Source organism: Vreelandella halophila (genome assembly GCF_019903425.1).
Classification (GTDB): Bacteria; Pseudomonadota; Gammaproteobacteria; order Pseudomonadales; family Oleiphilaceae; genus Halospina; species Halospina halophila.
Map to the genome: position 1 here is coordinate 1,390,425 of NZ_JACHUZ010000013.1, position 25,271 is coordinate 1,415,695.

Annotated in this window: 26 protein-coding genes; 20 read left to right on the forward strand and 6 right to left on the reverse strand. The window is 64.9% G+C overall.

What is annotated here, in order from left to right:
* The first annotated feature begins 116 nt into the window (after positions 1-116).
* Positions 117-1,043, forward strand: a complete 927-nt coding sequence (locus H4I92_RS10700; RefSeq protein ID WP_077530580.1) for a ketopantoate reductase family protein — start codon at positions 117-119, stop codon at positions 1,041-1,043.
* A 67-nt stretch (positions 1,044-1,110) separates the two neighbouring features.
* On the opposite strand, the gene queG is transcribed toward H4I92_RS10700, so the two are convergent.
* A complete protein-coding gene (gene queG / locus H4I92_RS10705) occupies positions 1,111-2,172 on the reverse strand; it encodes a tRNA epoxyqueuosine(34) reductase QueG (RefSeq protein WP_077530581.1) in 1,062 nt (353 codons plus the stop codon).
* A 102-nt stretch (positions 2,173-2,274) separates the two neighbouring features.
* On the opposite strand from queG, the gene H4I92_RS10710 reads away from it, so the two are divergent.
* The 12 genes from H4I92_RS10710 to H4I92_RS10765 all read left to right on the forward strand — a co-directional run bounded on the left by H4I92_RS10710 (position 2,275) and on the right by H4I92_RS10765 (position 15,233).
* Positions 2,275-3,810 carry a bifunctional ADP-dependent NAD(P)H-hydrate dehydratase/NAD(P)H-hydrate epimerase gene (locus H4I92_RS10710; protein WP_077530582.1) on the forward strand — a complete coding sequence of 512 codons (1,536 nt, stop codon included), beginning with the start codon at positions 2,275-2,277 and terminating at the stop codon, positions 3,808-3,810.
* Positions 3,803-4,282, forward strand: coding sequence for a tRNA (adenosine(37)-N6)-threonylcarbamoyltransferase complex ATPase subunit type 1 TsaE (gene tsaE, locus H4I92_RS10715; RefSeq protein ID WP_077530583.1), 480 nt, complete (start codon positions 3,803-3,805; stop codon positions 4,280-4,282). The genes H4I92_RS10710 and tsaE overlap by 8 nt, the downstream gene beginning before the upstream one ends.
* Positions 4,279-5,613 (forward strand): N-acetylmuramoyl-L-alanine amidase, encoded by a 1,335-nt coding sequence (locus tag H4I92_RS10720; RefSeq protein ID WP_077530584.1) that lies wholly within the window; start codon positions 4,279-4,281, stop codon positions 5,611-5,613. The genes tsaE and H4I92_RS10720 overlap by 4 nt, the downstream gene beginning before the upstream one ends.
* An 18-nt stretch (positions 5,614-5,631) precedes the next feature.
* Positions 5,632-7,506: a DNA mismatch repair endonuclease MutL gene (gene mutL, locus H4I92_RS10725; protein ID WP_077530585.1), complete on the forward strand. Its 1,875-nt coding sequence runs from the start codon at positions 5,632-5,634 to the stop codon at positions 7,504-7,506.
* A 2-nt stretch (positions 7,507-7,508) separates the two neighbouring features.
* Positions 7,509-8,534: a tRNA (adenosine(37)-N6)-dimethylallyltransferase MiaA gene (gene miaA, locus H4I92_RS10730; RefSeq protein ID WP_077530586.1), complete on the forward strand. Its 1,026-nt coding sequence runs from the start codon at positions 7,509-7,511 to the stop codon at positions 8,532-8,534.
* Positions 8,535-8,552: 18 nt separating this feature from the next.
* Positions 8,553-8,807 carry an RNA chaperone Hfq gene (gene hfq / locus H4I92_RS10735; protein WP_077530587.1) on the forward strand — a complete coding sequence of 85 codons (255 nt, stop codon included), beginning with the start codon at positions 8,553-8,555 and terminating at the stop codon, positions 8,805-8,807.
* A 14-nt stretch (positions 8,808-8,821) separates the two neighbouring features.
* A complete protein-coding gene (gene hflX, locus H4I92_RS10740) occupies positions 8,822-10,141 on the forward strand; it encodes a ribosome rescue GTPase HflX (protein ID WP_077530588.1) in 1,320 nt (439 codons plus the stop codon).
* Between the two features lie 103 nt (positions 10,142-10,244).
* Entirely contained in the window at positions 10,245-11,471 is a 1,227-nt protein-coding gene (gene hflK / locus H4I92_RS10745; RefSeq protein ID WP_077530589.1) for an FtsH protease activity modulator HflK, read from the forward strand.
* Positions 11,472-11,473: 2 nt separating this feature from the next.
* Positions 11,474-12,349 carry a protease modulator HflC gene (gene hflC / locus H4I92_RS10750; protein ID WP_077530590.1) on the forward strand — a complete coding sequence of 292 codons (876 nt, stop codon included), beginning with the start codon at positions 11,474-11,476 and terminating at the stop codon, positions 12,347-12,349.
* Positions 12,350-12,458: 109 nt separating this feature from the next.
* The gene (locus H4I92_RS10755; RefSeq protein WP_077530591.1) at positions 12,459-12,644 is read left to right on the forward strand and encodes a DUF2065 domain-containing protein; all 186 of its coding nucleotides are present in this window, start codon (positions 12,459-12,461) and stop codon (positions 12,642-12,644) included.
* A 60-nt stretch (positions 12,645-12,704) separates the two neighbouring features.
* Complete coding sequence (locus H4I92_RS10760) at positions 12,705-13,883, forward strand: ATP phosphoribosyltransferase regulatory subunit (RefSeq protein ID WP_077530592.1); 1,179 nt, start codon at positions 12,705-12,707, stop codon at positions 13,881-13,883.
* 54 nt (positions 13,884-13,937) lie between these two features.
* Positions 13,938-15,233, forward strand: coding sequence for an adenylosuccinate synthase (locus H4I92_RS10765; RefSeq protein WP_077530593.1), 1,296 nt, complete (start codon positions 13,938-13,940; stop codon positions 15,231-15,233).
* 3 nt (positions 15,234-15,236) lie between these two features.
* Here H4I92_RS10765 and cmoB read toward each other — a convergent pair whose 3' ends face one another.
* The 4 genes from cmoB to H4I92_RS10785 are packed head-to-tail and all read right to left on the reverse strand — an operon-like array spanning position 15,237 to position 18,480.
* Complete coding sequence (gene cmoB, locus H4I92_RS10770) at positions 15,237-16,235, reverse strand: tRNA 5-methoxyuridine(34)/uridine 5-oxyacetic acid(34) synthase CmoB (RefSeq protein ID WP_077530594.1); 999 nt, start codon at positions 16,233-16,235, stop codon at positions 15,237-15,239.
* On the reverse strand, positions 16,232-16,999 hold the full coding sequence (gene cmoA, locus H4I92_RS10775; protein ID WP_077530595.1) for a carboxy-S-adenosyl-L-methionine synthase CmoA: 768 nt from the start codon (positions 16,997-16,999) through the stop codon (positions 16,232-16,234). Before cmoA ends, cmoB begins: the two co-directional genes overlap by 4 nt.
* A gap of 29 nt (positions 17,000-17,028) precedes the next feature.
* On the reverse strand, positions 17,029-18,024 hold the full coding sequence (locus H4I92_RS10780; protein ID WP_077530596.1) for a serine/threonine protein kinase: 996 nt from the start codon (positions 18,022-18,024) through the stop codon (positions 17,029-17,031).
* A 3-nt stretch (positions 18,025-18,027) separates the two neighbouring features.
* Positions 18,028-18,480 (reverse strand): hypothetical protein, encoded by a 453-nt coding sequence (locus H4I92_RS10785; protein ID WP_077530597.1) that lies wholly within the window; start codon positions 18,478-18,480, stop codon positions 18,028-18,030.
* A gap of 81 nt (positions 18,481-18,561) precedes the next feature.
* Between H4I92_RS10785 and H4I92_RS10790 the strand changes: the two genes are divergently transcribed.
* Positions 18,562-19,659, forward strand: a complete 1,098-nt coding sequence (locus H4I92_RS10790; RefSeq protein WP_077530598.1) for an NAD(P)/FAD-dependent oxidoreductase — start codon at positions 18,562-18,564, stop codon at positions 19,657-19,659.
* A gap of 6 nt (positions 19,660-19,665) precedes the next feature.
* Here H4I92_RS10790 and H4I92_RS10795 read toward each other — a convergent pair whose 3' ends face one another.
* The gene (locus tag H4I92_RS10795) at positions 19,666-20,412 is read right to left on the reverse strand and encodes a ComF family protein (RefSeq protein WP_077530599.1); all 747 of its coding nucleotides are present in this window, start codon (positions 20,410-20,412) and stop codon (positions 19,666-19,668) included.
* A 56-nt stretch (positions 20,413-20,468) separates the two neighbouring features.
* On the opposite strand from H4I92_RS10795, the gene bioB reads away from it, so the two are divergent.
* The 6 genes from bioB (at position 20,469) to H4I92_RS10825 (ending at position 25,257) form a co-directional block, all read left to right on the forward strand.
* Positions 20,469-21,524 (forward strand): biotin synthase BioB, encoded by a 1,056-nt coding sequence (bioB, locus tag H4I92_RS10800; protein ID WP_077530600.1) that lies wholly within the window; start codon positions 20,469-20,471, stop codon positions 21,522-21,524.
* Positions 21,517-22,680 (forward strand): 8-amino-7-oxononanoate synthase, encoded by a 1,164-nt coding sequence (bioF, locus tag H4I92_RS10805; RefSeq protein WP_077530601.1) that lies wholly within the window; start codon positions 21,517-21,519, stop codon positions 22,678-22,680. Before bioB ends, bioF begins: the two co-directional genes overlap by 8 nt.
* On the forward strand, positions 22,677-23,390 hold the full coding sequence (locus H4I92_RS10810; RefSeq protein WP_077530602.1) for an alpha/beta hydrolase family protein: 714 nt from the start codon (positions 22,677-22,679) through the stop codon (positions 23,388-23,390). The genes bioF and H4I92_RS10810 overlap by 4 nt, the downstream gene beginning before the upstream one ends.
* Positions 23,387-24,190: a methyltransferase domain-containing protein gene (locus H4I92_RS10815; protein ID WP_077530603.1), complete on the forward strand. Its 804-nt coding sequence runs from the start codon at positions 23,387-23,389 to the stop codon at positions 24,188-24,190. The genes H4I92_RS10810 and H4I92_RS10815 overlap by 4 nt, the downstream gene beginning before the upstream one ends.
* A 21-nt stretch (positions 24,191-24,211) precedes the next feature.
* Positions 24,212-24,913 carry a dethiobiotin synthase gene (bioD, locus tag H4I92_RS10820; RefSeq protein ID WP_077530604.1) on the forward strand — a complete coding sequence of 234 codons (702 nt, stop codon included), beginning with the start codon at positions 24,212-24,214 and terminating at the stop codon, positions 24,911-24,913.
* An 80-nt stretch (positions 24,914-24,993) separates the two neighbouring features.
* Entirely contained in the window at positions 24,994-25,257 is a 264-nt protein-coding gene (locus H4I92_RS10825) for a hypothetical protein (protein ID WP_077530605.1), read from the forward strand.
* Positions 25,258-25,271: the final 14 nt, after the last annotated feature.

Below are 25,271 nucleotides of genomic sequence, written 5' to 3' on the forward strand. Positions count from 1 at the left end.
TCTGGCCCCGGTAAAACCGCGAGGGAGTGTTCATTGCTGACCTGGTCCTGGAATCGGAAGTCCGGTGCCTGGCCAACGCAGCAAAATCGAATAGGCGTACCAACGGGAGCAGCACCATGAGCGACAAACCCAATATCCTGATCGTTGGCGCCGGGGCCATCGGCAGTTTTTATGGCGCCATTCTGAAACAGGCAGGCTGCTCGGTCAGTGTCGTCCTGCGCTCAGAGTACGAGACGGTCAGAACCAGGGGTATCCGCATCAACAGCCCGCTGGGCGACTTATCCTATACACCGGACGCGGTCTACAGAGAGGGGGACACGCTGCCACAGGCACCGGACTATCTGATTCTCTGCGTGAAGGTTCTGCCGGGCGTGGACCGGGCTGCGTTGGTACGACCCTGGATAGGCCCGGCAACCTGCCTGGTCCTGATTGAGAACGGGATTGATATCGAGCGCGAGCTGGCCGATGCCTATCCGAAGAATCCGCTCATCAGTTGTCTGGCTTTTATCGCGTCCAGCCGTACCGGACCGGGGGAGATTGACCACCAGGCCTACGGCAAGCTGGTAATGGGCCGTTTTCCGGACGGTCTGGACGATCACAGCCACAACCTGGCGGCCCTGTTCCGGGAAGGCGGCATCAACGTTGACCTGACGGAGCAGGTGATTGCTGAACGCTGGCGCAAGTGCCTGTGGAACACGCCATTCAACCCGCTCTCGGTGCTCGCTAACGGCGCCGACACGCTCACTATCCTCGACGCCGAGGGCGGAGAGGCGCTGATTCGCGCCCTGATGGCGGAGGTGATCGCTGTGGCAGCGGCAGACGGTTTTACGATGGAACCGGAGCTGATTGACAAAAACATCAAGGGCACCCGCAACATGCCGCCCTACAAAAACAGCATGGCCCTGGACTACCTCAATGGGCAGCCCATTGAGCTGGACGCGGTACTGGGTAACGTAGTGGCAATCGCTAACAGGCATCAGGTCCCGGTGCCCCACCTGGAAACCATTCTCACTGCCCTGCGGATGCGTCAGCCCGTGGCTTGAACGAGTCGGGGACGCAGGCTGGAGGTTAAACTTCCAGCCATTCCTGCCATCTCATCTCAAGTACTTCTCAGGTCAATCCTGTTTCATGCTGTCTTAACGCCCATTGCACATGCTCCCGAACCATCTCTGAGGGGTGATCCTCCCGTGCCCTGAGCGCCTCGATCACCGGAATGGTGCTCGGGGCGTTGCCCAGTCCCACTGCCAGGTTCCGCAGCCAGCCCTCGTAGCCCGCCCGCCGGATGGCTGAGCCTTCCGTGCGTTTCAGGAAGGTCTCCTCGTCCCACAGGAACAGCTCTGACAGGGTGCTGTTGTCCAGTCCGTGGCGGGGCTGGAAGTCGGGTTCATCCGTGGATTCACTGAACTTGTTGAAGGGGCAGACGAGCTGGCAGTCGTCGCAGCCGAAGACGCGGTTGCCCATAAGGGGCCGCAGTTCCTCCGGGATGGGGCCGTTGTTCTCGATGGTCAGATAGGAGATGCAGCGGGCCGCGTCCAGAACATAGGGCTCCGGGAAGGCGTTGGTGGGGCAGACGTCCAGGCAGGCGGTACAGCTGCCGCAGTGGTCGGTGGTCCAGGGCTCGTCCACGGGCAGTGGGGCGCTGGTGTAGATCTCGCCCAGGAAGAACCAGGAGCCCGCCTGTGGGTGCAGCAACAGGGTGTGTTTACCCTGCCAGCCCAGTCCCGCCTTCACGGCGATGGGTTTTTCCATCACCGGGGCGCTGTCGACGAAGGCGCGATGGTAGTAGCCCGGCAGGGCCTCGTCGATCCACTTCGCCAGCTTCGCCAGGCGCTTGCGCATGAGCTTGTGGTAATCCCGGCCCAGGCTGTAGCGGGTGATGTAGGCCTTTTCGTCGTCGGCCAGGACCGCGTCCGGGGCGTCGGGATCGGGGCGGTAATCCAGGCGGACCGCGATGATCCTTTCGGTGCCTTCCACCAGTTGCGCCGGCCTGTAGCGCTTCTCGCCGTGCTGGGCCATGTAGCTGAGGTCGGCGTTCAGCCCCCTGTCCAGCCACTGGTTCAATCGCTGGCCGGTTTGTTCCAGTTCCGTATCCGTAATCCCGACAGCTTGAAAGCCCAGGTCGTGGGCCCAGTCACGGATTCTTTCGGCGGTGGCGGTAAGATCGTCGGTCATCCGGTCCTATGGCGTTTGAGTCGGAATTTGCTATGCTTATCAGGGTTCTGTGCGAATTTCTTAAACCGCATTGTGATAACTGGTTCATTTTTGAGCGAAAATATGCCCGACCAGCCACTGCCATTGTACACCGCTGAGCAGGTACGCAACCTGGATCGAACCGCCATCGAGGACTTCGGGGTGGACGGTTTTGACCTGATGAAGCGGGCCGGTAAAGCCGCATTCCGGCTGGCGCGTCGGCGCTGGCCGGAGGCGCGCCAGTTGCTGGTGCTTTGCGGTGGTGGCAACAACGGGGGCGATGGTTATGTGGTGGCCGGGCTGGCCGCCCAGCAGGGGATCGCCTGCCACTGTGTGGCGGTTTCCGACCCTGCGAAGCTCAGTGGCACCGCAGCGTCCGCCCATGCGTTTGCCCGTGAGAGCGGGATCGAGGTAACACCATTTGAGTCCCTGGATGAGAGGCAACTCGGCGCACTGCTGACGGAATCGGACCTGGTTGTGGACACCCTGCTCGGAACCGGCCTGGCCGGTGAGGTCCGTGCGCCCTATGCTGGGGTGATCGATCAACTCAACGCCTCATCAGTGCCAGTGCTCGCCGTGGATATCCCGTCTGGCCTGTGCAGTGGCACGGGCCGGGTGCTGGGCACGGCCGTCCGGGCAGCGGCCACCATCACCTTCATCGGGCGCAAGGCGGGGCTTTACACAGGGCGGGCGCGGGACTGCACCGGGCCCGTCACCTTCGACGATCTTTCAGTGGATTCAGCGGTCTATAACGCGGAACCAGCTCCGGAAGCCTGGCTCTGGCCTCCGGAAGCCGCTCTCGCCCGTCTGCCCCACAGACATCCCACCACCCATAAGGGCGAATGCGGTCGCGTGCTCATCGTCGGTGGCGATGAGGGCATGGGCGGTGCCGGAATCCTGGCTGGCGAGGCGGCCCTGCGCTGTGGTGCCGGCCTGGTGTTCCTGGCAACACGGGGTGCCCATGTGTCGGCGGCGCTGGCGCGACGCCCGGAAATCCAGGCGCGGGCCGTGGAACACGGTAATGATCTGGATCCGTTGCTGGAGCGCGTGGATGTGGTCGTCGTCGGCCCCGGTCTCGGGAGCAACGCCTGGGGGCAGCAGATGCTGCAGCGGGTGGCCGGGTTCTCCGGGCCTGTGGTCGCGGATGCGGACGCCCTGGCACTGATGCAGCAGCACGGGTTGCCGGCGGATGCCGGGCAGTGGATCCTGACGCCGCACCCCGGAGAAGCGGCCCGGCTGCTGGGATGCAGTGTGCCGGAGGTCGAGGCCGATCGCTATCAGGCCCTTGCGACACTGATTGAACAACAGGGGGCTACCGTCATTCTCAAGGGCGCCGGAAGCCTTGTAGGGGCGCCCGGACGAGCGGCGGCTGTTATCAAGGGTGGCAATCCCGGCATGGCCACGGCCGGCATGGGGGATGTCCTCAGCGGTGCCCTGGGGGCGCTTCTGGGTCAGGGTATGGATCCGCTGGGCGCTGCCGTGACCGGTGCTGCCTGGCACGCGGCCGCTGCGGATCACGCTCTGGCGCATACGGGCGTCCAGGGACTGTTGGCCGGTGATCTTATACCGGCGTTTGGGTCGGCGGCGGGTTCCTTTTCGCCGGAGGCGGCCCGTGATTGAGGCGCTGGCGCTGGAACTCGCAGACGAACAGGCCACGGAGGCCCTGGGGGCAGCCCTGGCCCGGGCCTTTTCCACCGGCGGGGTGATCCACCTGGCCGGTGACCTGGGGGTCGGCAAGACCACCCTGGCGCGCGGGCTCATGCACGCGCTGGGGCACGAAGGCGCGGTGCGCAGCCCCACCTTCACACTGGTGGAGCCGTACGAAATGCTGTCGCCCAAGGTCTATCACTTTGATCTCTATCGGCTCGGCGACCCGGAGGAACTGGAGATGATGGGCATCCGCGACTACATGGACGAAGGGGCCCTGGTGGTGATCGAGTGGCCCGAACGCGCGGGTGGCATTCTGCCGGCGCCGGAATGCCGGGTTGAACTTGCGGATGCGGGCAGCGGGCGCAGTGCCCGTATCCACACGAATGATCGCATTGCCGGGGCTCTGTCCGAAGCCCTGGCCAGCAGGAGCAACACGCAATGAGCACATGGATCACACGCGTTCTGGCGAGTCTGGTTCTGATGCTGGCGGCTGTGGCACAGGCCGGTACGCCGGTGGACAACGCCCGGATCTGGCCGGCTACGGACCACACCCGGCTGGTGCTGGAAACCGGTGATTCTGTGGATCATCGGCTGTTTGCACTGGAATCGCCGCGTCGGCTGGTGATCGACGTGGAGCAGGCGGACCTGGAGACCGATCTCGGCGAACTGGATCTGGATGAGACACCCATCCGCCAGATCCGCACGGGCCGCAGGGAGAACGGGGACCTGCGCGTGGTCCTGGATATGAAGGAGGAGGTGGAACCCCGCAGCTTCCTGCTCAAACCGAACCAGAAATACGGTCACCGTCTGGTCGTGGATCTCATGGACCTCGACAAGACCCGTGAGAAGGAGCAGGAAGCGGTTCTGGAAGACCAGAGTGAGAGCAAACAGCGGGACATCATCGTTGTGGTGGACGCCGGCCATGGGGGTGAGGACCCGGGTGCCATCGGTCCCTCGGGGGTTCAGGAGAAGCACGTCACCATGGAACTGTCCAGGCGGATGGTGGACCGGATCAATGCCATGGAAGGCTACGAGGCCTATCTGACTCGCAAGGACGACTATTACATCGGTCTTCGCAAGCGTACCGAGATCGCCCGGGACTATAACGCGGATCTGTTTGTGTCCGTGCATGCGGATGCCTTCCGTTCCCCTCGGCCGCGCGGTGCATCGGTCTATGCGCTGTCGACGGACGGCGCCAGTAGTGAGGCCGCGCGCTGGTTGGCGGAAAGCGAGAACAGCGCTGACCTGATCGGCGGTGTTGGGGGAGTCTCGCTCAAGGATAAGGATGAGATGCTGGCGGGCGTGCTGCTGGACCTGTCCATGACGGCGAGCATTGAGTACAGCATGGGGGTTGGTTCCAATGTCCTCGAACAGCTGGACTCAGTGGGCAAACTGCACAAGTCATCTGTTGAGCAGGCGGGATTTGCCGTGCTCAAGAGCCCGGATATTCCGTCCATCCTTGTTGAGACCGGGTTTATTTCCAACCCGACGGATGAGCAGCGCCTGACCCAGGCCTCCCATCAGCGCCGGATTGCGGATGCGGTTGTCGCCGGCCTGGGTCGTCACTTCCGTGCCTCGCCACCCCCCGGGACGCTGATTGCCCACCGTCAGGGGAACGCAGAGGGCAAGCGCGAGTACGAAATCCGGCGTGGCGATACCCTGTCGGCCATCGCCCGGCGCAACCAGGTATCGGTGCAGAAGCTCAAGTCCGCCAACGATATCAATGGTGAGACGCTGCATATCGGGCAAGTGATCAGCATCCCCTCGTCCTGATCTGGTACCATTCCGGTCATGGCAGCCATCCAGACCCTACCCCCCCGTCTCGCCAACCAGATCGCGGCCGGCGAAGTTGTTGAACGCCCGGCCTCGGTCACGAAGGAACTTATCGAGAACGCGCTGGATGCCGGCGCCTCCCGGGTCGAAGTGGAGGTGGAGCAGGGCGGCGCGCGCCTGATCCGGGTGCGTGACGATGGCGACGGTATTGCCCATGACCAGATGCCGCTGGCGCTGAGCCGCCACGCCACCAGCAAGATCCACAGTCTTGATGATCTGGAGGCGGTGAGCTCGCTGGGTTTCCGCGGCGAGGCACTGGCGAGCATCAGTTCCGTGGCGAGGCTGACGCTGACCTCCCGTGCCAGGGGGGAGAGCGAGGGCTGGTGCGTGGAGGCCGAGGGGCAGGACATGCAGACTCGGGTGTCACCGGCTGCCCATCCCCAGGGAACCACCGTCGAGGTGCGGGACCTGTTCTTCAACACCCCAGCCCGGCGCAAGTTCCTGCGGACCGAGAAAACCGAGTTCAACCACCTGGAAGAGAACCTGCGGCGCCAGGCGCTGAGCCGCTTCGATGTGGGGTTCACGCTCCAGCATAACGGCCGGGCGGTGCAGTCCCTGCGGCCGGCGACCACCGAGCGCGACCGGCAGCAGCGGGTGGCCAGTCTCTGCGGCAGCCAGTTCATGGAACATGCCCTGAGTATTGACGTCGAGGCCTCGGGGCTGCGCCTGCAGGGCTGGGTGGCGCTGCCGACCTTCTCGCGCAGCCAGGCGGATCTGCAGTATTTCTTCGTCAACGGCCGCCCGATCCGGGACCGGCTGGTGGCGCACGCGGTGCGCCAGGCCTACCGGGATGTGCTCTATAACCAGCGCCACCCTGCCTTTGTACTCTACCTGGAAGTCGACCCCGCCAATGTGGATGTCAACGTCCACCCGACCAAGCATGAGGTCCGCTTCCGCGACGGCCGCCTGGTTCATGATTTCCTGTTCCGGAGCCTGCACCGCGCCCTGGCGGAGGTGCGTCCTGGCGATGACAGCACCGAGCCAGCGCAGGGAGAGGGTGGTGAGCCAACCGCAGCCGGTGACGCGGTAGCGACGGGGTCGGCCGGTGCCACTGTGGCGGGCGGTCAGGCGCAGAACCGGGATAGGCCGGCCAGCCCCTCGGAGACCGAGGCCCAGATGGCATTCTATGGCGGCCTCCACCAGGGTGGCGGCCCTTCCGCCAATGTCGTGAGGGAAGCCTCACCGACCCCCTTCATCCAGAGCCGTACCACGGCACCCTCCGGCATGCCTGAGGCATCGGAAGGGGATGTGCCGCCGTTGGGCTACGCCGTCGCCCAGCTCCATGGCGTCTATATCCTGGCCCAGAGCGCTGAGGGCATGGTGATCGTGGACATGCACGCCGCCCATGAGCGCATCGTCTACGAGCGCATGAAGCGCGGCGTGGCAGGGGAGGGCGTGACCTCCCAGCCGATGCTGGTGCCACTGACCCTGAACGTGAGCCAGCGTGAGGCGGATCATGCCGAGCAGTACGCCGACGACATGGCAACCCTGGGCCTGCAGCTGGACCGTATGGGCCCGGAGACGGTCACCGTGCGCCAGGTTCCGGCGCTGCTGCGGGATGCGGATATGGAGCAGCTGGTGCGCGATGTGCTCTCGGATCTGGTCACCCACGGCCGCAGCCAGCAGGTCGAGGCGCGCATTGAGCACCTGCTGGGCACCATGGCCTGCTACGGCTCGGTGCGGGCCAACCGCCAGCTCACGATTCCGGAAATGAATGCGCTTCTGCGCGATATGGAAGCCACGGAGCGCAGCGGCCAGTGCAACCACGGCCGGCCCACCTGGACGTGGATGAGCATGGGTGACCTGGACAAGCTCTTCATGCGGGGACAGTAGCGGTGGCGTGGCGACCTCCGGCGGTTCTGGTCATGGGGCCAACGGCCTCGGGCAAGACGGACCTGGCCATTGAGCTGCGCGAACGCCTGGACGGCGAGCTTATCAGCGTGGATTCGGCGCTGGTCTACCGGGGCATGGACATTGGTACCGCCAAGCCGGATGCGGCCACCCTGCGCCGGGCGCCCCATCACCTGATTGACATCCGCGACCCGGCAGAACCCTATTCGGCGGCGGAGTTCGCCGCCGATGCAGGGGCACTGATCGAGCGCATCAGGGGTGAGGGCCGGGTGCCGATCCTGGTGGGTGGTACCATGCTCTACTTCAATGTGCTTCGTCAGGGCATGGCCAGCATGCCGCAGGCTGATGAACGTGTGAGGGCGGAACTCGAGCACCGCTTTGACGCCGAGGGCGGCGACACCCTCTACCGTGAGCTGGAAGCTGTGGACCCAGTGGCCGCCGCCGGCCTGCATCCGAACAACCGCCAGCGCCTGATCCGTGCCCTGGAAGTCTATCGCATTTCCGGGCGACCCATCTCCGAGTACTGGGCGCAGGGCTCGGCTGAGACTCAGGGCGGGGGCCTCCCCAAAGGTACCATCAGCCTTGCGCTGGCGCCGCCACAGCGCCGGATTCTGCATGAGCGGATCGAGCGCCGGTTCATGGCGATGCTGGAGCAGGGGCTGATCGAGGAAGTGCGAACGCTTCATGCGCGCAGCGACCTGTCCCCCAATCTGCCGTCCATCCGGGCGGTGGGCTATCGGCAGGTATGGGACTACCTGAGCGGCGCAATCCCATATGATGATATGATTGGGCGTGCGCTGGCGGCCACCCGTCAGCTGGCCAAGCGTCAGCTGACCTGGTTGCGCAGATGGCCGGGCGCCCACTGGCTGGACAGTCAGGGCACGGATCCGTTGGCCGATGCCTTGAAAATCATCAACGGCGGCACCACTGTCTCCGGTGATCCAGACGCCACGCCGCATGGTATGAACGGAACAGCACCCGGGGATCGTCCCGGGGGCGAGCAAACATAAAAAAACAGGAGCAACATCATGTCAAAAGGGCATTCCCTACAAGACCCTTACCTGAATTCCCTGCGCAAGGAACGCATCCCAGTGTCCATCTTTCTGGTCAACGGCATCAAGCTCCAGGGGCAGATCGAATCGTTTGACCAGTTCGTGGTCCTGCTGCGCAACACTGTCAGCCAGATGGTCTACAAGCACGCCATTTCCACGATTGTGCCGTCGCGTAATGTGAAGGCGCCCCAGCATCCCGGTGACGAGGGCGAGGCGGTCGATCCCGAATGAGGAGCAGCACCTGATTGTTTGAGCGTCCTGAGGTCGGTGAACGGGCCCTTCTCGTTCACATTACGCTGGCGTCCGAGATGGAGCCGGAAAATCCGGATGAATTCCGCGAGTTGGCCGAGTCCGCTGGGGTGACCTGTGCGGCGGTTGTTACGGGCAGCCGGAATCAGCCCAGTTCGCGCTTCTTTCTGGGCAAGGGCAAGCTCGAGGAGCTGCGTACGACCCTGAGCGCCGAGGGCGCGGACGTGGTGCTGTTCAATCACCAGCTCAGCCCGAGCCAGGAGCGCAATCTCGAGGCAGAACTCAAATGTCGGGTGCTGGACCGTACCGGTGTGATTCTCGATATCTTCGCCCAGCGCGCCCGCACCTACGAGGGCAAGCTGCAGGTGGAACTGGCCCAGCTGGAGCACATGTCTACCCGGCTTGTCCGGGGCTGGACCCACCTGGAGCGCCAGAAGGGCGGTATCGGTCAGCGGGGGCCGGGCGAGACCCAGCTCGAGACCGACCGCCGGCTGCTGCGTTCGCGCATCAACCAGATCAACCGCCGGCTGGAGAAGGTCCGGCGTCAGCGCGAGCAGGCCAGGCGCTCGCGCAAGCGCGCCGAGATCCCGGTGGTCTCGCTGGTGGGCTATACCAACGCCGGTAAATCCTCGCTGTTCAACCACCTGACCGACTCCACGGTCTTTGAGGCGGATCAGCTGTTCGCCACCCTGGACCCCACGGTGCGCCGTGTGAGCGTACCGGATGTGGGGCCGGTGGTGCTGGCGGACACCGTCGGGTTCATCCGGCACCTGCCGCACACCCTGGTGGAGGCGTTCCGCGCCACGCTCGAGGAGACGGTTGAGGCCTCACTGCTGCTTCATATCATTGATAACACTGATCCGGCCCGTGATGACACCATCCAGCAGGTTGAATCGGTGCTGGGAGAGATCGGAGCCGGTGACGTGCCGGTTCTGCAGGTGTGCAACAAGATTGATCTCATTCCCGGCGCGCAGCCGGGTGTGGAGCGGGACGAGAACGGTCGTCCGGTGCGCGTCTGGCTGTCGGCCCATACCGGGGCTGGTATGGAGGAACTGCGCGACGCGGTTGCGGAACGCCTGGCCGAGGACGTCATCCATCGCTACGTGAAACTCTCCCCCGCGGACGGCTGGCTGCGGGCCCAGTTCTACCAGAGTGGCGCCGTGGTGGCGGAGCGCATGTCCGAAAGTGGCGAGCCGGTGCTGGAGCTGCGCATGGAAGCCCGTGACTGGCATCAACTGCTGGCGCGCGCCGGCACGGACGAGGATCGGCTGGCCTGCCTGGACGGCAGTGACTGGATGGCGGTCGAGGCGGTGTAGTGCCCCCGGTTGTCGCGGCCTGTCAGAACACCTACTATTTGCATCTGTTGTGCCCGGCAGACCCGGGCGCCGCTGCAGCGTATAACTTCAGACGGAGAACACTATGGCCTGGAACGAACCGGGTGGTAACCGCAACAACGACCGCGACCCCTGGAGCTCGGGCAATCGCGGCGGCAACGATCAGGGGCCGCCGGACCTTGATGAGGCGCTTAAAAAGGGCCTCGACAAACTGAACCGGCTGTTCGGCAACAAGGGCGGCTCAGGCGGCAGTGGTGGATCGGGCAGCAGCGGCGGCTCCGGTGGTGGTTTTGGGCTTATTCTGGCTGTGGTCGGCCTGCTGGTGTTCGGGTTCCTGGCTTGGCAGTCCGTCTACATCGTGGACGAGCGGGAGAACGGCGTTGTCCTGCGCTTCGGTGAGTACCACACAACCACCATGCCGGGCCTGAATTTCAAGATTCCGCTACTGGACGATGTCCGCATGGTCACAGTGACGGACGTGCGTTCTTTCCAGTCCACCGGTCACATGCTCACCGAGGACGAGAACATCGTCAGCGTGAACCTGAGCGTCCAGTACCGGGTTGAGGAGCCCAGGAACTTTGTGCTCAATGTGCGAAGTCCCAGCACGACCCTGCAATACGCTACGGACAGTGCCCTGCGCCACGAAGTGGGCAGTTCAACCCTGCATGGGGTGCTTACGGAGCGCCGTGCGGAGCTGGGGCAGCTGGTTGAGAAGCGCCTGCAGCGTTTTCTGAACACGTATACGGTGGGCATGCAGATCCTGCGAGTGAACGTCGAGAGTACCCAGCCCCCGGAGCCGGTGCAGGAAGCCTTCCGTGATGTGCAGCGTGCCCGTGAGGACATGCAGCGCTTCGTCGACCAGGCGGAACAGTATCGTAACCGGGTGGTTCCAGAGGCGCGGGGTCAGGCACAGCGTATTCGGGAGGAAGCAAAGGCCTATCGAGACAAGGTGGTGGAAGCCGCCGAGGGTGAGACAGCCCGCTTCCTGGATGTGCTCGGCGTCTATGAGCAGGCTCCGGAGATCACGGCCCGCCGGCTCTACATCGATACTATGCAGCAGGTGCTCACCGGGACGAGCAAGGTGGTTGTCGACATTGAGCAGGGCAATAACCTGATGATGCTGCCGCTGGATCAGATGATGAAGGGTGGTGCCAGGGCCATGGCGGATGATGCTCCGGGCGGGAGTGGCTCCGGCGACACACAGCATCAGGGTATTGGTTCCACCAATGACCGCATTGACCGGATCAGCGATCAGGTGATCGATCGGATCCGTGATCAGCAGAACAGCAATTCCGGCCGGGAGAGGCGTTAAGCATGAACACTAAGGGTATACTGGCGATCATAGCCGGTGTCGTGGTTCTTTACCTCGTGTCGGCGACCGTCTACATCGTGCCGGAAACCCATCGCGGCGTCGTTCTGCGGTTTGGTGAACTCGTCAAGACAGGCGTAGAGCCCGGACTGCATTTCAAGCTTCCCTGGGTCGAGACGGCAGAGGAGTTCGATACGCGGATTCTGACACTCAATATCGAAACACAGCGGTATCTGACCATGGAGAAGAAGCCACTGGATGTGGATTCCTACGTGACCTGGCAGATCATCGATGTGGCCGACTTCTACCGGGCAACCGGTGGCAGTGAGATGCGGGCTGAAGGGCTTCTTGCCTCCCGGATTGAAAATGGCCTCCGGGATGAATTCGGGGTGCGTAACATGACGCAGGTCGTTTCTGGTGCCCGTGATGAGCTGATGGAGAAGATTCAGGGCAACGTGGATGAGTTCACGCGCGAAGAATTCGGCATCCGCGTTCAGGATATCCGGATCAAGGGCATTGAGCTTCCTGAAGAGGTCAGTGAGACGGTCTACCAGCGGATGCGCACTGAGCGCCAGGCGGAGGCGCAGGAATACCGCTCCCGTGGGCGTGAACAGGCCGAGGGTGTGCGCGCCGCGGCGGACCGTAAGGTGACGGTGCTGCTGGCCGAGGCGAACCGTGAAGCCCAGGAAACCCGTGGTGAAGGTGACGGCAGGGCCGCGACCATCTACGCAGAGTCCTACGGGCAGAACAAGGAGTTCTATGAACTCTATCGTACGCTCGAGGCTTACCGGAGCACCTTCAACAGTCGCCAGGACGTGTTCCTGATGGATTCCCAGAGCGACTTCATGAACATGCTGGACGGACCCATGGGCGGGCAGTAGGTTCTGTCGCCCTACACATGAACCGGAGCTTCGGCTCCGGTTTTTTTATGTGTGCGATGGGCGTAGAATCGCGGCTTTGTAACAAACCCGAACGGTGCCTGGTATTGCTATGTGGCAGGATCTGCTGACAGCTCTGGCGCTGGTGCTCATCATTGAGGGCGTGATGCCGTTTCTGTGCCCGCAGCGCTGGCAGCGCATGGTGGAAGTCCTGGCGCAGATGGCGCCCTCAAACATGCGGTGGGCGGGTTTGGCGAGCATGCTGGTGGGTGTGATCCTGCTCTATGCTGTTCGCTAGGTTCCCCTGGAACCGCTTGAGACGTTCCTGCTCAGTCAATCAATCACGGATTCAAGCGTCATGAGTACGTCTGATCGATGGTTGCTGCCCGATGGGGTGGCCGATGTCCTCCCGCCCCGGGCCCAGAAGGTCGAGGCCCTGCGCCGCGAGCTCATGGATACCTATCGGCGCTGGGGCTATGAGCTCATCATCCCCCCGATGATCGAATACCTGCAGTCGCTGCTGACTGGTACCGGCAATGATCTGGATCTGCAGACGTTCAAGCTCACTGATCAGCTGACCGGGCGGATGATGGGCGTGCGCGCCGACATGACCCCGCAGGCGGCGCGGATGGACGCGCACAGCCTGCGCCGCCCGGGGGTCACGCGCCTGTGTTATGCCGGGCATGTCCTGCATGCCCGGCCAAGCAGCATGCTGGCCAGCCGTACTCCCCTTCAGGTCGGCTGTGAGCTGTTCGGCAGCCGCAGCAGCGCCGCCGATCAGGAAATCATCGACCTGATGCTGGAGACCCTGACCGCGGCCGGTGTCGAAACGGTTCACCTGGACATCGCCCATGTGGGCATCTTCCAGTGCCTGGCGGAAGAGGCGGCTCTGGGAGGCGATCTGGAGCAGCGGGTCTTTGATGCCCTGCGTCGGCGCTCCATACCGGAGCTGGATGAGCTTCTGGGCAGTGCCGAAGCCGGCTCCGCGCGTGCCATGCTGCGCGAGCTGGGCCGGCTCAGTGGTGGTGAGGGTGTGCCTGATGCTGCGCGGCAACGGCTGGCGGGGGCGCCCACGCCCGTGCTTGAGGCCATTGACCAGCTGGAGCAGACCGCCGCGCGGGTGCGTGAGCGCCACCCCGGCGTTGCCATTGGGTTCGATTTCAGCGAACTGCGCGGCTACAACTATCACACCGGTTTGGTATTCGCCGCCTACACCCCGGGCCAGGAGGAAGCCCTGGCCCAGGGAGGGCGGTACGATGCCGTGGGCGAGGATTTCGGCCGCGCCCGGCCGGCGACTGGTTTCAGTGCCGACCTGAACCGGCTTCTGGAAGCCGGGAAGCGCGCCTTCGGGGCCAGCGGGGGCGCCATTCTGGCGCCGGCTGGAACGGATGCGGCGCTGCGCCGACGCATCAGCGAGCTGCGCCAGAATGACACCGTCCTCCAGCAGTTGGACGACGAGGCCGGAGACGGGATCCCGCCCGGCTGTGACCGCCAGCTCGTCCTGAGGGACGGTGACTGGCAGGTGGAGCCGCTGTAGCCGCAGCGGCGTGAACGTCAATCATGAGTTTGTGAACGGATCAGCGAGCCATTCATGGGTAAGAACGTCGTAGTGCTGGGCACCCAGTGGGGTGACGAAGGCAAGGGCAAGATCGTTGATCTGCTCACCGAGCAGGTCTCGGCCGTTGCGCGGTTCCAGGGCGGACACAACGCCGGCCATACACTGGTGATCGATGGTGAGACCACAGCGCTTCACCTGATTCCCTCGGGGATTCTGCGCAAGCACATCACCTGCATGATCGGTAACGGTGTGGTGCTGGCGCTGCCAGCCCTGCTTGAGGAGATCCGCAAGCTGGAGGCGCGCGGCGTGGATGTGCGCTCACGGCTGCGGGTGAGCGAGGCCTGCCCGCTGATCCTGCCGACCCATGAGCGCCTGGACCAGGCCCGCGAGCGCGCCCGGGGCAAGGACTGCATCGGTACCACCGGGCGTGGCATCGGCCCCGCCTATGAGGACAAGGTATCCCGCCAGGGCCTGCGTTTCGGTGACCTTGCGGATCCGGAGGCGTTTGAGAAGGGCCTGCGCCACCTGATGGGTTACCATAACTTCGTGCTCACCGAGTACTACGGTGAAGAGCCGGTGGATGTGGATGCCACCCTGGCGGACTTCCGCGCCTATGCCGAGGAGCTGCTGCCCATGGCGGCGGACGTCACCGATATGCTGCATGACCTGCGCAAGCGCGGCGAGCACATCCTTTTTGAGGGGGCCCAGGGCGCTCTGCTGGACATTGACCACGGCACCTATCCGTTCGTCACCTCCTCGAACACCACTGCCGGTGGCGCGGCAACGGGTACCGGCTTCGGGCCCCAGTACATGGACTACATCCTGGGGATCACCAAGGCCTACACCACCCGTGTCGGGTCCGGTCCCTTCCCAACGGAGCTGTTCGACACCTGTGGTGAACACCTGGCGCGCCAGGGGCACGAGTTCGGTACCACTACCGGCCGCGCCCGGCGCTGTGGCTGGTTTGACGCGGTAGCGCTGCGCCACGCCATCCAGGTGAACAGTGTCTCGGGCATCTGCCTGACCAAGCTGGATGTCCTGGACGGCCTGGACGAAGTGAAGGTCTGTGTGGGTTACATCACCCGTGAAGGGCGCGTGACCCGGCCGCCGATCCGCGGCGCCCAGTACGAGGCCATTGAGCCCGTGTATGAGACCCTTCCCGGCTGGTCGGAAAGCACCTCGGGCATCACGGCGCTGGATCAGCTTCCGGAGAATGCGCGCAATTACATCCGCTTCCTGGAAGAGCAGATCGAGGCGCCCATCGACGTCATCTCCACAGGGCCGGACCGGATCGAGACCGTTACCCTGCGCCATCCCTTCAACGCCTGAAACTCAGGCCGGCTTGCGGGCCACCAGTGTGGCCCTGCGGGGCGCCGGATAGCCTTCAATGGTCCGGTGCTCATCATCCGGATCCAGGAAGTGGGGCAGTGACTGGAACTGCATCCAGTTGGTGGCGCGCTGTTCATCCGTGGTGGTGCGCGTTACATCCACGCACCGGACATCCCGGTAGCCGGCGCGCTGAAGCCAGCGCTCCAGGGTGGGCACACTGGGGATGAACCAGACGTTGCGCATGCGCGCGTAGCGGTCTTCCGGCATCAGTGTCTCGCCCATTTCCCCCTCGATCACCAGCGTCTCCAGCACCAGCTCGCCGCCGGGTTTGAGCGTGCCCTTGAGCTCGATCAGGTGGTCGATTGGGGAGCGCCGGTGATAGAGCACCCCCAGTGACAGGGTGGTATCGAACAGCTGGAGCTGGTGGGGCAGGTCCTCAAGCCGCTGGGGTAGGAGATGGGCGGGCGGATCGCCAAGATAGCCGCGCAGCGCCTGGAACTGCATCAGGAACAGCATGCCGGGGTCGATACCCACGACCCGACGGGCGCCGGCCCCCAGGATGCGCCAGCAGTGGTAGCCGGAGCCGCAGCCTACATCCAGCACCGCGCGATCCTGCAGGTTGCTCAGCCCGGGCCGGACCCGATCCCATTTCCAGTCCGAGCGCCACTCCGTGTCGATATGGGTCCCGAAAAAATCGAAGGGGCCCTTGCGCCAGGGCATCAGCCCCCGCAGCCCCTGTTCAAGCGATCCCCGCTGGGTTTCCGTCAGTGCTTCAGGCGCTGTGAGGGTGACCGTCGGCTGGTCGAGCTCCGCCTCGGTGCCGGGGATCCGGGGCAGTTGATTGAGCGCCGTCAGCCAGCGCGGCAGGTCGCCGTGCGGGTGGGTCTCGAAGACACTGGTCAGGCGCTGTTCCAGCTGCTCGTGCCACTGGGTGCGGCCGCTGTCGCGCAGCCAGTCCAGCAGGTTGGCGTATTCGCCGCGCCAGTCAAAGTCCGTGCTCATGCCGTTGCCTCCGGCGCAATGGCCAGAATGGAGACGAAGTTCAGCGACTGGTGCCAGAGCGTGACCTGCTCAAAGCCGGCCGCCTCCAGCCGCTGGCGGTGCGTGGCAATGGACTCGGGGATCAGCACTTCTTCCAGTGCGTTGCGTTTGCGGCTGATCTCCATCTCCGAATACCCCTGGGCACGCTTGAAGTCCAGGTGCAGCTCTTCCAGCAGTGACTGCTCGGCGGCATCCGCGAATGCCACTTTTTCCGAAAGCACCAAGGCACCACCGGGTGTCAGGGCCTGGCAGAGGCGTTCCAGAAGCGCGTCCCGGTCCTCCGGGGGCAGGAACTGGAGCGTGAAGTTCAGGGCCACCACGCTGGCGGGCTGGTAGTCGATGCCCCGGATGTCGGCGCACTGGAGTTCCACCGGCAGTGGCCCATCGTCAAGGGCAATGTAGTGGCGGCAGCGCTCGATCATGGAAGCGGCGTTGTCCACTGCCACTATGCGTGCGCCATGGACCTTGACGCTGTGGCGCATGGCCAGGCTCACGGCACCCAGTGAGCAGCCCAGATCATAGAGCACGGTATCCGGCCGTGCGAAACGCGCCGCGATTACCCCGATCATGGGCACAATGGTGGTGTAGCCGGGCACCGAGCGCCGGATCATATCCGGAAAGACGCGCGCCACGGCCTCGTCAAACCGGAAAGGGTCGTCGGAGGCGCCAGCACCCGCGTACACGGCATCGGTTTCGGTATCAAAGCGACCGGTTGGATCATTCATGGTGCGGTTTCCGTCGTTCGTGTGCGCTGTCAGGGCCCGGGCGGGCGGACCGGTGGCTGCTGCAGACTGGCGAGCTGTTCGCGCAGCATCAGGATGTGGTCGGACCAGAACCGGGCCTGGCCGAACCAGGGGAAGTGCATGGGGAAGGTGGGGTCGTCCCACCGCCAGGCCAGCCAGGCGGCCTGGTTGACCAGCCGCATGGTGCGCAGTGGCTCGATGAGGTGGCATTCCGCCGGGTTGAATTCGTTGAACTGCTCGTAGCCCTCGATGAGTTCTCCCAGCTGCCAGCGCTGTTCCTCGGCATCGCCGCTGAGCATCAGCCAGATGTCCTGGACGGCCGGGCCCTGGCGGGCGTCGTCGAAGTCCACGAACAGCAGCCGTTCCTCGCGCATGAGGATGTTGCCCATATGGCAGTCACCGTGCAGCCGCTGGATCGTCACCTCGCCGGCGCGCTCCTGGCAGGCACGGATGGCATCGAGAAGGTCCGGGATCAGGCTGCGGTAGGCCGGCACCAGGTCATCCGGAACGAATCCGGCATCCAGGACATAGCGCTGTCCCTCCTCAATCACCCGGACTGGGTCGATGGTGGGCCGGTGCAGGAAGTCCTTGCGGGCGCCGACCTGGTGGATGCGGCCGAGCCACTGGCCGATGCGGAACAGGGTGTCCGGAAGCGTGATGTCCGGGGCCTGGCCGCCGCGCTGGGGATAGAGCGCCAGCGTGAAGCCGCCATGGTCGGCGAGATAGCCGCCCCCGGGCATGGGCAGAGCGCCAACCGCTGGAATTTCGGCGGACTCGAGCTCCTCGACGAATCCATGCTCCTCCTCCAGTTGTGGGCGCGACCAGCGCCCGGGGCGATAGAACTTGGCGATCAGCGGCTTCTGATCCTCGATTCCGACTTGGTAGACGCGGTTCTCATAGGAATTGAGCGGGAAGAGCCGGCCGTTGACCGCATAGCCGCAGGCCTCAACCGCATCGAGAACCAGGTCGGGAGTGAGGTGCTGGTAGGGGTGCGCCATTGTCTCCATGGATCAGCCGCCTGCCGCGGGGTTGATGGGAGCCGCCTGGCCAGGGGTGCGGCGGGTCTCCATGTCATTGAGGTAGTACCAGTTCTCGTCGAGCTCCCAGCGCACCCGCCGGATGCTGCGTGAGGCGGTGACGGTTTCGCTCGCCCTTGCCTGCAGGCGGGCGTACTCCTGTTCGGCGCGGCGGAACTCGCGGCTGGTCTCCTGTATCCGGCGGAGGTCGGGGAACAGTTCGCGCATGGCCTGGGCGGTGTCCACGCGCGGTGACCGCAGTGTGCTCATCACGGCCGTCTCTCCTTCCACGCGCAGCACACGGAAGGGGTAGGGGTAGTCCGCCAGCGCAGACTGCTCCCGGAGTGTTTCGTTGAGTTCCATTACGGTATAGCCACGCCATCCCAGCCAGCTTACAAACAGGGCTGCAACGATCATGACCGCGATGAACTGGCGGATGTCCGACATGCTTCCCCCACTGAAATGGCCAGACCACCAGTATAACCGCTTGGGCGTTTCAATCAGAGCCCCGGCTGGTATCCTTTGACCATGGATTCGGAACAGGTTGACGCGGTCGTCATTGGTGCGGGGGTTGTAGGGGTGGCCGTGGGCCGGGCCCTGGCCAGGGCCGGACACGAGGTGCTGGTGCTCGAACGCCATGCCCACCCCGGCGAGGAGGTCTCCTCGCGCAACAGCGAAGTGATCCACGCGGGCATCTATTACCCGCCGGGGTCGCTCAAGGCGGAGTTGTGCCGTGAGGGCCGCGACCGGCTGTACGATTTCTGCCAGCGCTACGGTGTGCCCCACCGGCGTTGCGGCAAGTGGCTGGTGGCCACCGGTGAGGACGAGATCCCCGCTCTGGAGCGGCTGCGCTGCAACGCCGCGGACAACGACGTGGCACTGGCGTGGCTCAGCAGTCGTGAGCTCAGCCAGGAGCCCGAGCTTCGCGCAGCGGCCGCGCTGGAATCACCGTTGAGCGGCATTGTCGATTCCCATGCCTTTATGCAGGCAATGCTGGGGGATATGGAGGCCCACGGCGGCTGGTTGGTGCGCCGGGCTCCGGTGGAGCGGATCGAGACCGTACAGGGGCGCCACCGCATACAGGTGGGCGGTGATACGCCGAGCGAGCTCAGCGCTGCCATCGTGGTGAATGCTGGTGGGCTGGCCGCCGTGCCCATGGCCCGGCGATGGGAAGGGCTGCCTTCGGAGGCCGTGCCGCGCCAGTGGTTCAGTAAGGGCCACTACTTCGCCTACAGCGGCCGTCATCCCTTCCAGCGCCTGATCTACCCACTGCCGGCCGCTGGTGGTCTCGGTGTGCACCTGACCCTTGATACGGCCGGGCAGGCCCGTTTCGGCCCGGACGCGCACTGGGTGGATACCCTCGAGTGGTCGGTTCCGGAGTCGCTGGCCACCACCTTTGCCGATGCCGTCCGCCAGTGGTGGCCCGGACTGGACCCCGCGCGCCTGACGCCCGCCTATGCCGGCATCCGTCCCCGCATTCACGGCCCTGACGACAAACCGGCGGATTTCATGATCCAGGGGCCGAGGGAGCACGGCCTGGCCGGGGCCGCGAATCTCTTCGGTATCGAATCCCCGGGGCTGACCGCCTCCCTGGCGCTCGCCGAGCGTGTTCTCCAGCGGCTGTAGTGGGATCTAGGGGGTTCTCGCCAGGGCCCAGACCTCCAGGCGCTGCACGCCGGCCCGGCGCAGGCAGTGCCCCATGGCCTCGGCAGTGGCCCCGGTGGTGACCACATCCTCGACCAGGGCGACATGCTCCGGAAGGGGCGCGCTGCCGCTGACAAAAAAGGCTTCTACCAGGTTGCGGCGTCGCTCGCCGCGCGACAGGCTTGCCTGGGCGCGGTAGCCGGCGTGGCGCTGAAGCCGGCCGGCCAGCACCGGCACCCCTGTGGCGCGGGCGAACCAGTCCGCCAGTTCCGCCGTCTGGCTGAAGCCGCGCTCGCGCAGCCGCTGCGGGTCCATGGGCGCGGGAATCAGGGCCCGGGGCAGTGGTTCGGGCACGTCGGCGGCTTCCAGCCAGTTGCGGGCCAGTGCGGCGCCCTGGGCGCGCGTGCCGTGGTACTTGTAGTTCTGGATCATGCGGTCCACGGGACACTCGTAGCGCCATGGAATACGGCTCAGATCCTGGGGTGGGTCGGTGCGCTCACACTGGCGACACAGCTGCGCCCCGCGCTCCCCAATGGACAGCGGCAGGGCACAGCGCCGGCAGCAGGGATCCGTGTGCGGCAGGTCGAGCAGGCATGTGCGGCAGAGTCCGCCGCCCTGGTCCGAGGCCAGGCAGATGACACACCGGCTCAGCCGGGGGCGGGCAGTGTTAACCCTGTTAACCAGTCGGGTCGCTCCGGTTGACAGGCGTTCGGCCATCCTTATCATGGTTTCCATTCCGTCTGGGCACCTCCGTGTGACAGACCACTGATCAGCAGGATAAGGACACCAGTATGACCGCTTCCGATGCCATCCGTCACGACTGGACCCTGAAGGAGGTCCGCGAACTTCTGGATATGCCGTTCAACGACCTGGTCTTCCGGGCCCAGCAGGCGCACCGCCAGTGGTTTGATCCGAATGAGGTGCAGGTCTCGACACTGCTCTCCATCAAGACCGGTGCCTGCCCTGAGGACTGTATGTACTGCCCGCAGAGCGGTCACTACAACACGGGCCTCGAGAAAGAGAAACTGATGCAGGTCGAGAAGGTCCTGGAACAGGCGAAAGCGGCCAAGGAAAGCGGTGCCACCCGCTTCTGCATGGGCGCCGCCTGGCGCAGCCCCACCAAGAAGGATCTGCCGCATGTGCTGGACATGATCCGTGGCGTGAAGGACATGGGTCTCGAGACCTGCATGACCCTGGGCATGCTCACCGAGGATCAGGCCGGGGAGCTCGCGGAAGCGGGGCTGGACTACTACAACCATAACCTCGATACCTCCGAGCGCTACTACAACCAGATCATCACCACCCGGACCTTCCAGGACCGCCTGGATACTCTGGAGAACGTGCGCAACGCCGGCATGAAGGTCTGCTGCGGCGGCATCATGGGCATGGGCGAGGATGAAGACGACCGGGCAGGCCTGCTGCTGCAGCTGGCCAACCTGCCGGATCACCCGGAAAGCGTGCCGATCAACATGCTGATCAAGATTCCGGGTACGCCGCTGGAGGATGTCGAGGATCTGGATCCGTTCGAGTTCGTGCGCACCATTGCGGTGGCGCGCATCCTGATGCCGAAGAGCCACGTACGCCTTTCCGCGGGCCGTGAGGATATGAACGACCAGATGCAGGCCCTGTGCTTCATGGCCGGTGCCAATTCCATTTTCTACGGCGATCAGCTTCTGACCACGGAAAACCCGCAGGCCGAGCAGGACCGGGCGCTGTTCCGGCGCCTTGGCATTGTGCCGGAACCGCTGGCAACGAACCGTTCGGACGAGGATGAAGCCGAGGAGCTGAGCCGTCGCATGGAGCAGGAACGCCAGAGCGCCCTGTTCTACGACGCGGCCAATGCCTGATTACGAAGCGGAGCTTGAAACACTGCGGCAGCAGGGGCTGCTGCGGGAACGCCGGGTTCTGGACTCCGCTCAGGGCCCGGAGATTGTTGTGGACGGCCGCAGCATGCTGGCCTTCTGCAGCAATGACTACCTCGGGCTTGCCAACCACCCCGGTGTGATTGAGGCGCTTACGGACGCGGCCCGTGAACACGGGGTGGGCAGCGGCTCCTCGCATATGGTGAATGGCCACCACCGGCTCCACCAGGAACTCGAGGAAGCTCTTGCGGAACATACCGGCCGCGAAGCGGCGGCGCTCTTTTCCACGGGCTATATGGCCAACCTCGGTGTCACCGCCGCCATAGCCGGCCGCCATGACGTTATCCTTCAGGACCGCCTGAACCACGCCTCACTACTGGACGGTGCCCGTCTCGCGGGTGCCCGCCTTAAACGCTATACCCATGCTGACACCCAGGCCGCCGCGCGGCTGCTGGAGTCGGAATCCCGCTGTGCGATGGTGGCGACCGATGGGGTCTTCAGCATGGACGGCGACCTGGCACCGCTGGACGGTTTGTCCGCGCTCTGCCGGGAGCGGGATCTGCCCCTGATGGTTGATGACGCTCACGGTCTGGGGGTGCTGGGCAGCAAGGGCGGCGGTATCGCCGAGGTCCGCGGTCTTGACCAGTCCGCAGTGCCGATACTGGTGGGCACACTGGGCAAGGCACTGGGTGTCGGTGGCGCCTTTGTTGCCGGCTCACAGGAATTTGTGGACTACCTGGTGCAGAAGGCCCGCACCTACATCTACACCACGGCCATGCCGCCGGCGATGGCGGCCGCGACCCGGCGCAGCCTGGAACTCTGCCGGGAAGAGGGCTGGCGGCGTGAACGCCTGGCGAAGCTGGTGGCGTGGTTCCGGGATGAGGCCATGGCGCTCGGCTACCGGCTGATGGAATCCTGGACGCCGATACAGCCACTGATCGTGGGGCCTTCGGACCGGGCCATGGCGTTGAGCGAGGCGCTGGCGCGGCGCGATATCCTGGTGCCGGCGATCCGTCCGCCGACGGTTCCCCAGGGTGAGGCGCGGCTGCGCCTCACCTTCAGTGCCAGCCACACGGATGAACACATGGAGCGGCTTCTGGAGGCGCTCAGGGCTGCGCGCAGCGAAACGGGGGCGGCATGACCACGGTGGTGGTTGTCGGCGGCTGGGGTGTCCCGGCAGAGGCGCTGCGGCCCCTGCTGCCCGCTGGCGTGGAGCCCGTGGTGCTGGAGCCGGCCCGGATGGCGGTGGGGCATGAGGACCTGGAGTCCGCCTTGGAATCCGTGATGGCCCGTGTTCCGGCGGGGGTGCCCTGGCTGGGCTGGTCCCTGGGCGGTCAGGTGGCCATGGCGGCCCGAGAGTGGTTCCCGGAGCAGGTGAGCGGCGTGGTCACCCTGTGCTCGACGCCGCGCTTTCTGGAGGCGCCGGACTGGCCCGTGGGCATGGCGGGCGCCGACTTCCGTGGTTTCCGGGAGGGCATGCTGACGGATGTGGAGCAGACACTCGGGCGCTTCTGCGCCCTGGTCAGCCAGGGCAGCGCTTCCCCCAGGCAGGTGCGCCGTGAGCTGAAGGCGCTGGCGTGGCCGGATCTGACCGCGGAGTACCAGCAGGGGCTGGCCAACAGCCTGGCGTGGCTTGCCGAGCTCGATCAGCGGGATGCCTGGCATAAGGCGGGTCCTGGAGCGCGGCATCTGTTCTGCGGGCGTGATGCATTGGTCAGCGGGGCTGTACCGGAAGCGCTCGGTTTGGCTGGAGAGCGCTGTCATCTGGCGGCGGATGCTTGCCACTGGCCGGCTTCCGCCGCTGGAGTGACGGATTGGATCAGTGGGGCTTTGGAGCAGGTGACATCATGAATGCGCGGCAGTTCAACCAGGTCAGTCGCCAACGCGTATCCGATGATTTCGGCGCCGCCGCTGAGAGCTATGATGCGGCGGCGCGCCTTCAGCAGCGCGTGGCGCTGGATCTGCTGGCCCGGATGAATGTCCCCGGGGGCGGTGTGGGGCTCGATCTGGGCTGTGGTACCGGTTTCAGCCTGCCGGAGCTGGAGCGCAGGCTGGCCCCGAGGGAGCTGATTGCTGCCGACCTGTCCCCCGGAATGATCGATCATGCCCGGGCACAGCGGGGCGTGGACGCGCGCTGGCTGGTGGCTGATGCCGCGAATGTGCCGCTGGCTTCGGGTAGCCTGGACTGGATCCAGTCCAGCCTGATGATCCAGTGGTGCGAGGACACTGGCGCCGTGGCCCGGGAGATGGCAAGGCTGCTGGGGTCTGATGGCGAGGCCCATCTGGCGACCCTGGTGGACGGCACCCTGACCGAGCTAGAATCCGCGTGGGAGGAGGCCGATCCCGGCCGCCGCCACGTCAACCACTTCCTGACCCGGGCCGAACTGGAGACGCGGCTGGCCGAGGGCTTTGAGGGCGTGACCGTTGATGTTGAGCCGCTGGTGCTGTGGTACCCGGATGTCATGGCACTGCTGGGAGAGCTCAAGACCCTCGGGGCCAGCTACAAGGATGAACAGCGCCACCGGGGCGCACTCGGCCCGGGGCGCCTGAAAGCCATGCGCCGCGCCTATGACCGCCACCGGGATCCCCAGTATGGTGTGCCCGCAACCTGGCAGGTCGCCTTTGTGCGCCTGACTGGACCCAGGCAATAACCGGAACCTTCCATAACGCCCATGCCAAGACAATCCTACTTCATCACAGGTACTGACACGGACTCCGGCAAGACGGTGGTCACTGCTGGCCTTCTGCGCCTGGCTGCCCGCAATGGCCTGAGTACCCGTGCCATGAAACCACTGGCGTCCGGCTGTGAGCAGACCAGCGAAGGCCTGCGCAATGCCGATGCCCTGGCGCTGTCACAGGGGATGACCGAGTCCATGCCCTATGAGTCGGTGAACCCGGTTGCATTGGAGCCGGCAATTGCGCCCCATGTGGCCGCCCGGGATGCGGGACGCCGGGTCAGTGTCGAGCGTCTGGCGGGGTTCTGTCGTGGCGCCATGATGCGCCCGGCGGACCTGTTCCTGGTTGAAGGCGCTGGGGGCTGGCGTGTGCCGCTCAATGACCGTGAGACCTGGAAGGATCTGGTAACCGATCTCCAGCTTCCCGTGATCCTGGTCGTGGGACTGCGCCTTGGGGCCATCAATCACGCATTGCTCAGCGCCGAGCTGATCCAGCATGACGGCTGCAGGCTGGCGGGCTGGGTGGCCAACCGCTGCACCCCGGAGTCCATGGCCCGGGAAGATGAGACCTTCGAGACCCTCTGCGAGTACATGCCGGCGCCCTGCATGGGGCGTGTGCCCTGGCTGGCTTCCCAGGATCCGGCTGCCATGGCGGAAGAGGCCTCCCGCTACCTGTCACTGCCTCTGCGCGGCGAGTGAATGGCTCTGGCAGAGCTGTTTGAATTTTAAACACTGCTGTGGTGTAATGTTCACGAACGCTCGGGGCGAGAGGTGTGCCCATGATCAGTAATACCCTGTCCATTGGTGTGAATGGCATTCAGGATGCCCAGCGTGGCATGCAGGATGCAGCCAGCCGTATTGCGCGGTCGGGAACCACGGAAACGCCTCCGCAGGAGGCCGCTGCCCCGGGTGGTGCCGGTGAGAACAGCCTGGCGGGATCCATCGTGGATCTGAAGGTCAACCAGCGGAACGCCGAGGCTTCCGTTGAAGTGGTTCGGACAGCGGACGAGATGGTGGGGACGCTGCTCGATGAACGTGCCTGACTCCGGAATGGAAT

Coding starts and splice junctions, on each gene's coding strand:
- H4I92_RS10700 (WP_077530580.1), top strand. CDS start 117: ATGAGCGACAAACCCAATATCCTGATCGTTGGCGCCGGGGCCATCGGC.
- queG (WP_077530581.1), bottom strand. CDS start 2,172: ATGACCGACGATCTTACCGCCACCGCCGAAAGAATCCGTGACTGGGCC.
- H4I92_RS10710 (WP_077530582.1), top strand. CDS start 2,275: ATGCCCGACCAGCCACTGCCATTGTACACCGCTGAGCAGGTACGCAAC.
- H4I92_RS10720 (WP_077530584.1), top strand. CDS start 4,279: ATGAGCACATGGATCACACGCGTTCTGGCGAGTCTGGTTCTGATGCTG.
- mutL (WP_077530585.1), top strand. CDS start 5,632: ATGGCAGCCATCCAGACCCTACCCCCCCGTCTCGCCAACCAGATCGCG.
- hfq (WP_077530587.1), top strand. CDS start 8,553: ATGTCAAAAGGGCATTCCCTACAAGACCCTTACCTGAATTCCCTGCGC.
- hflK (WP_077530589.1), top strand. CDS start 10,245: ATGGCCTGGAACGAACCGGGTGGTAACCGCAACAACGACCGCGACCCC.
- hflC (WP_077530590.1), top strand. CDS start 11,474: ATGAACACTAAGGGTATACTGGCGATCATAGCCGGTGTCGTGGTTCTT.
- H4I92_RS10755 (WP_077530591.1), top strand. CDS start 12,459: ATGTGGCAGGATCTGCTGACAGCTCTGGCGCTGGTGCTCATCATTGAG.
- H4I92_RS10760 (WP_077530592.1), top strand. CDS start 12,705: ATGAGTACGTCTGATCGATGGTTGCTGCCCGATGGGGTGGCCGATGTC.
- H4I92_RS10765 (WP_077530593.1), top strand. CDS start 13,938: ATGGGTAAGAACGTCGTAGTGCTGGGCACCCAGTGGGGTGACGAAGGC.
- cmoB (WP_077530594.1), bottom strand. CDS start 16,235: ATGAGCACGGACTTTGACTGGCGCGGCGAATACGCCAACCTGCTGGAC.
- cmoA (WP_077530595.1), bottom strand. CDS start 16,999: ATGAATGATCCAACCGGTCGCTTTGATACCGAAACCGATGCCGTGTAC.
- H4I92_RS10780 (WP_077530596.1), bottom strand. CDS start 18,024: ATGGAGACAATGGCGCACCCCTACCAGCACCTCACTCCCGACCTGGTT.
- H4I92_RS10785 (WP_077530597.1), bottom strand. CDS start 18,480: ATGTCGGACATCCGCCAGTTCATCGCGGTCATGATCGTTGCAGCCCTG.
- H4I92_RS10790 (WP_077530598.1), top strand. CDS start 18,562: ATGGATTCGGAACAGGTTGACGCGGTCGTCATTGGTGCGGGGGTTGTA.
- H4I92_RS10795 (WP_077530599.1), bottom strand. CDS start 20,412: ATGGAAACCATGATAAGGATGGCCGAACGCCTGTCAACCGGAGCGACC.
- bioB (WP_077530600.1), top strand. CDS start 20,469: ATGACCGCTTCCGATGCCATCCGTCACGACTGGACCCTGAAGGAGGTC.
- bioF (WP_077530601.1), top strand. CDS start 21,517: ATGCCTGATTACGAAGCGGAGCTTGAAACACTGCGGCAGCAGGGGCTG.
- H4I92_RS10810 (WP_077530602.1), top strand. CDS start 22,677: ATGACCACGGTGGTGGTTGTCGGCGGCTGGGGTGTCCCGGCAGAGGCG.
- H4I92_RS10815 (WP_077530603.1), top strand. CDS start 23,387: ATGAATGCGCGGCAGTTCAACCAGGTCAGTCGCCAACGCGTATCCGAT.
- bioD (WP_077530604.1), top strand. CDS start 24,212: ATGCCAAGACAATCCTACTTCATCACAGGTACTGACACGGACTCCGGC.
- H4I92_RS10825 (WP_077530605.1), top strand. CDS start 24,994: ATGATCAGTAATACCCTGTCCATTGGTGTGAATGGCATTCAGGATGCC.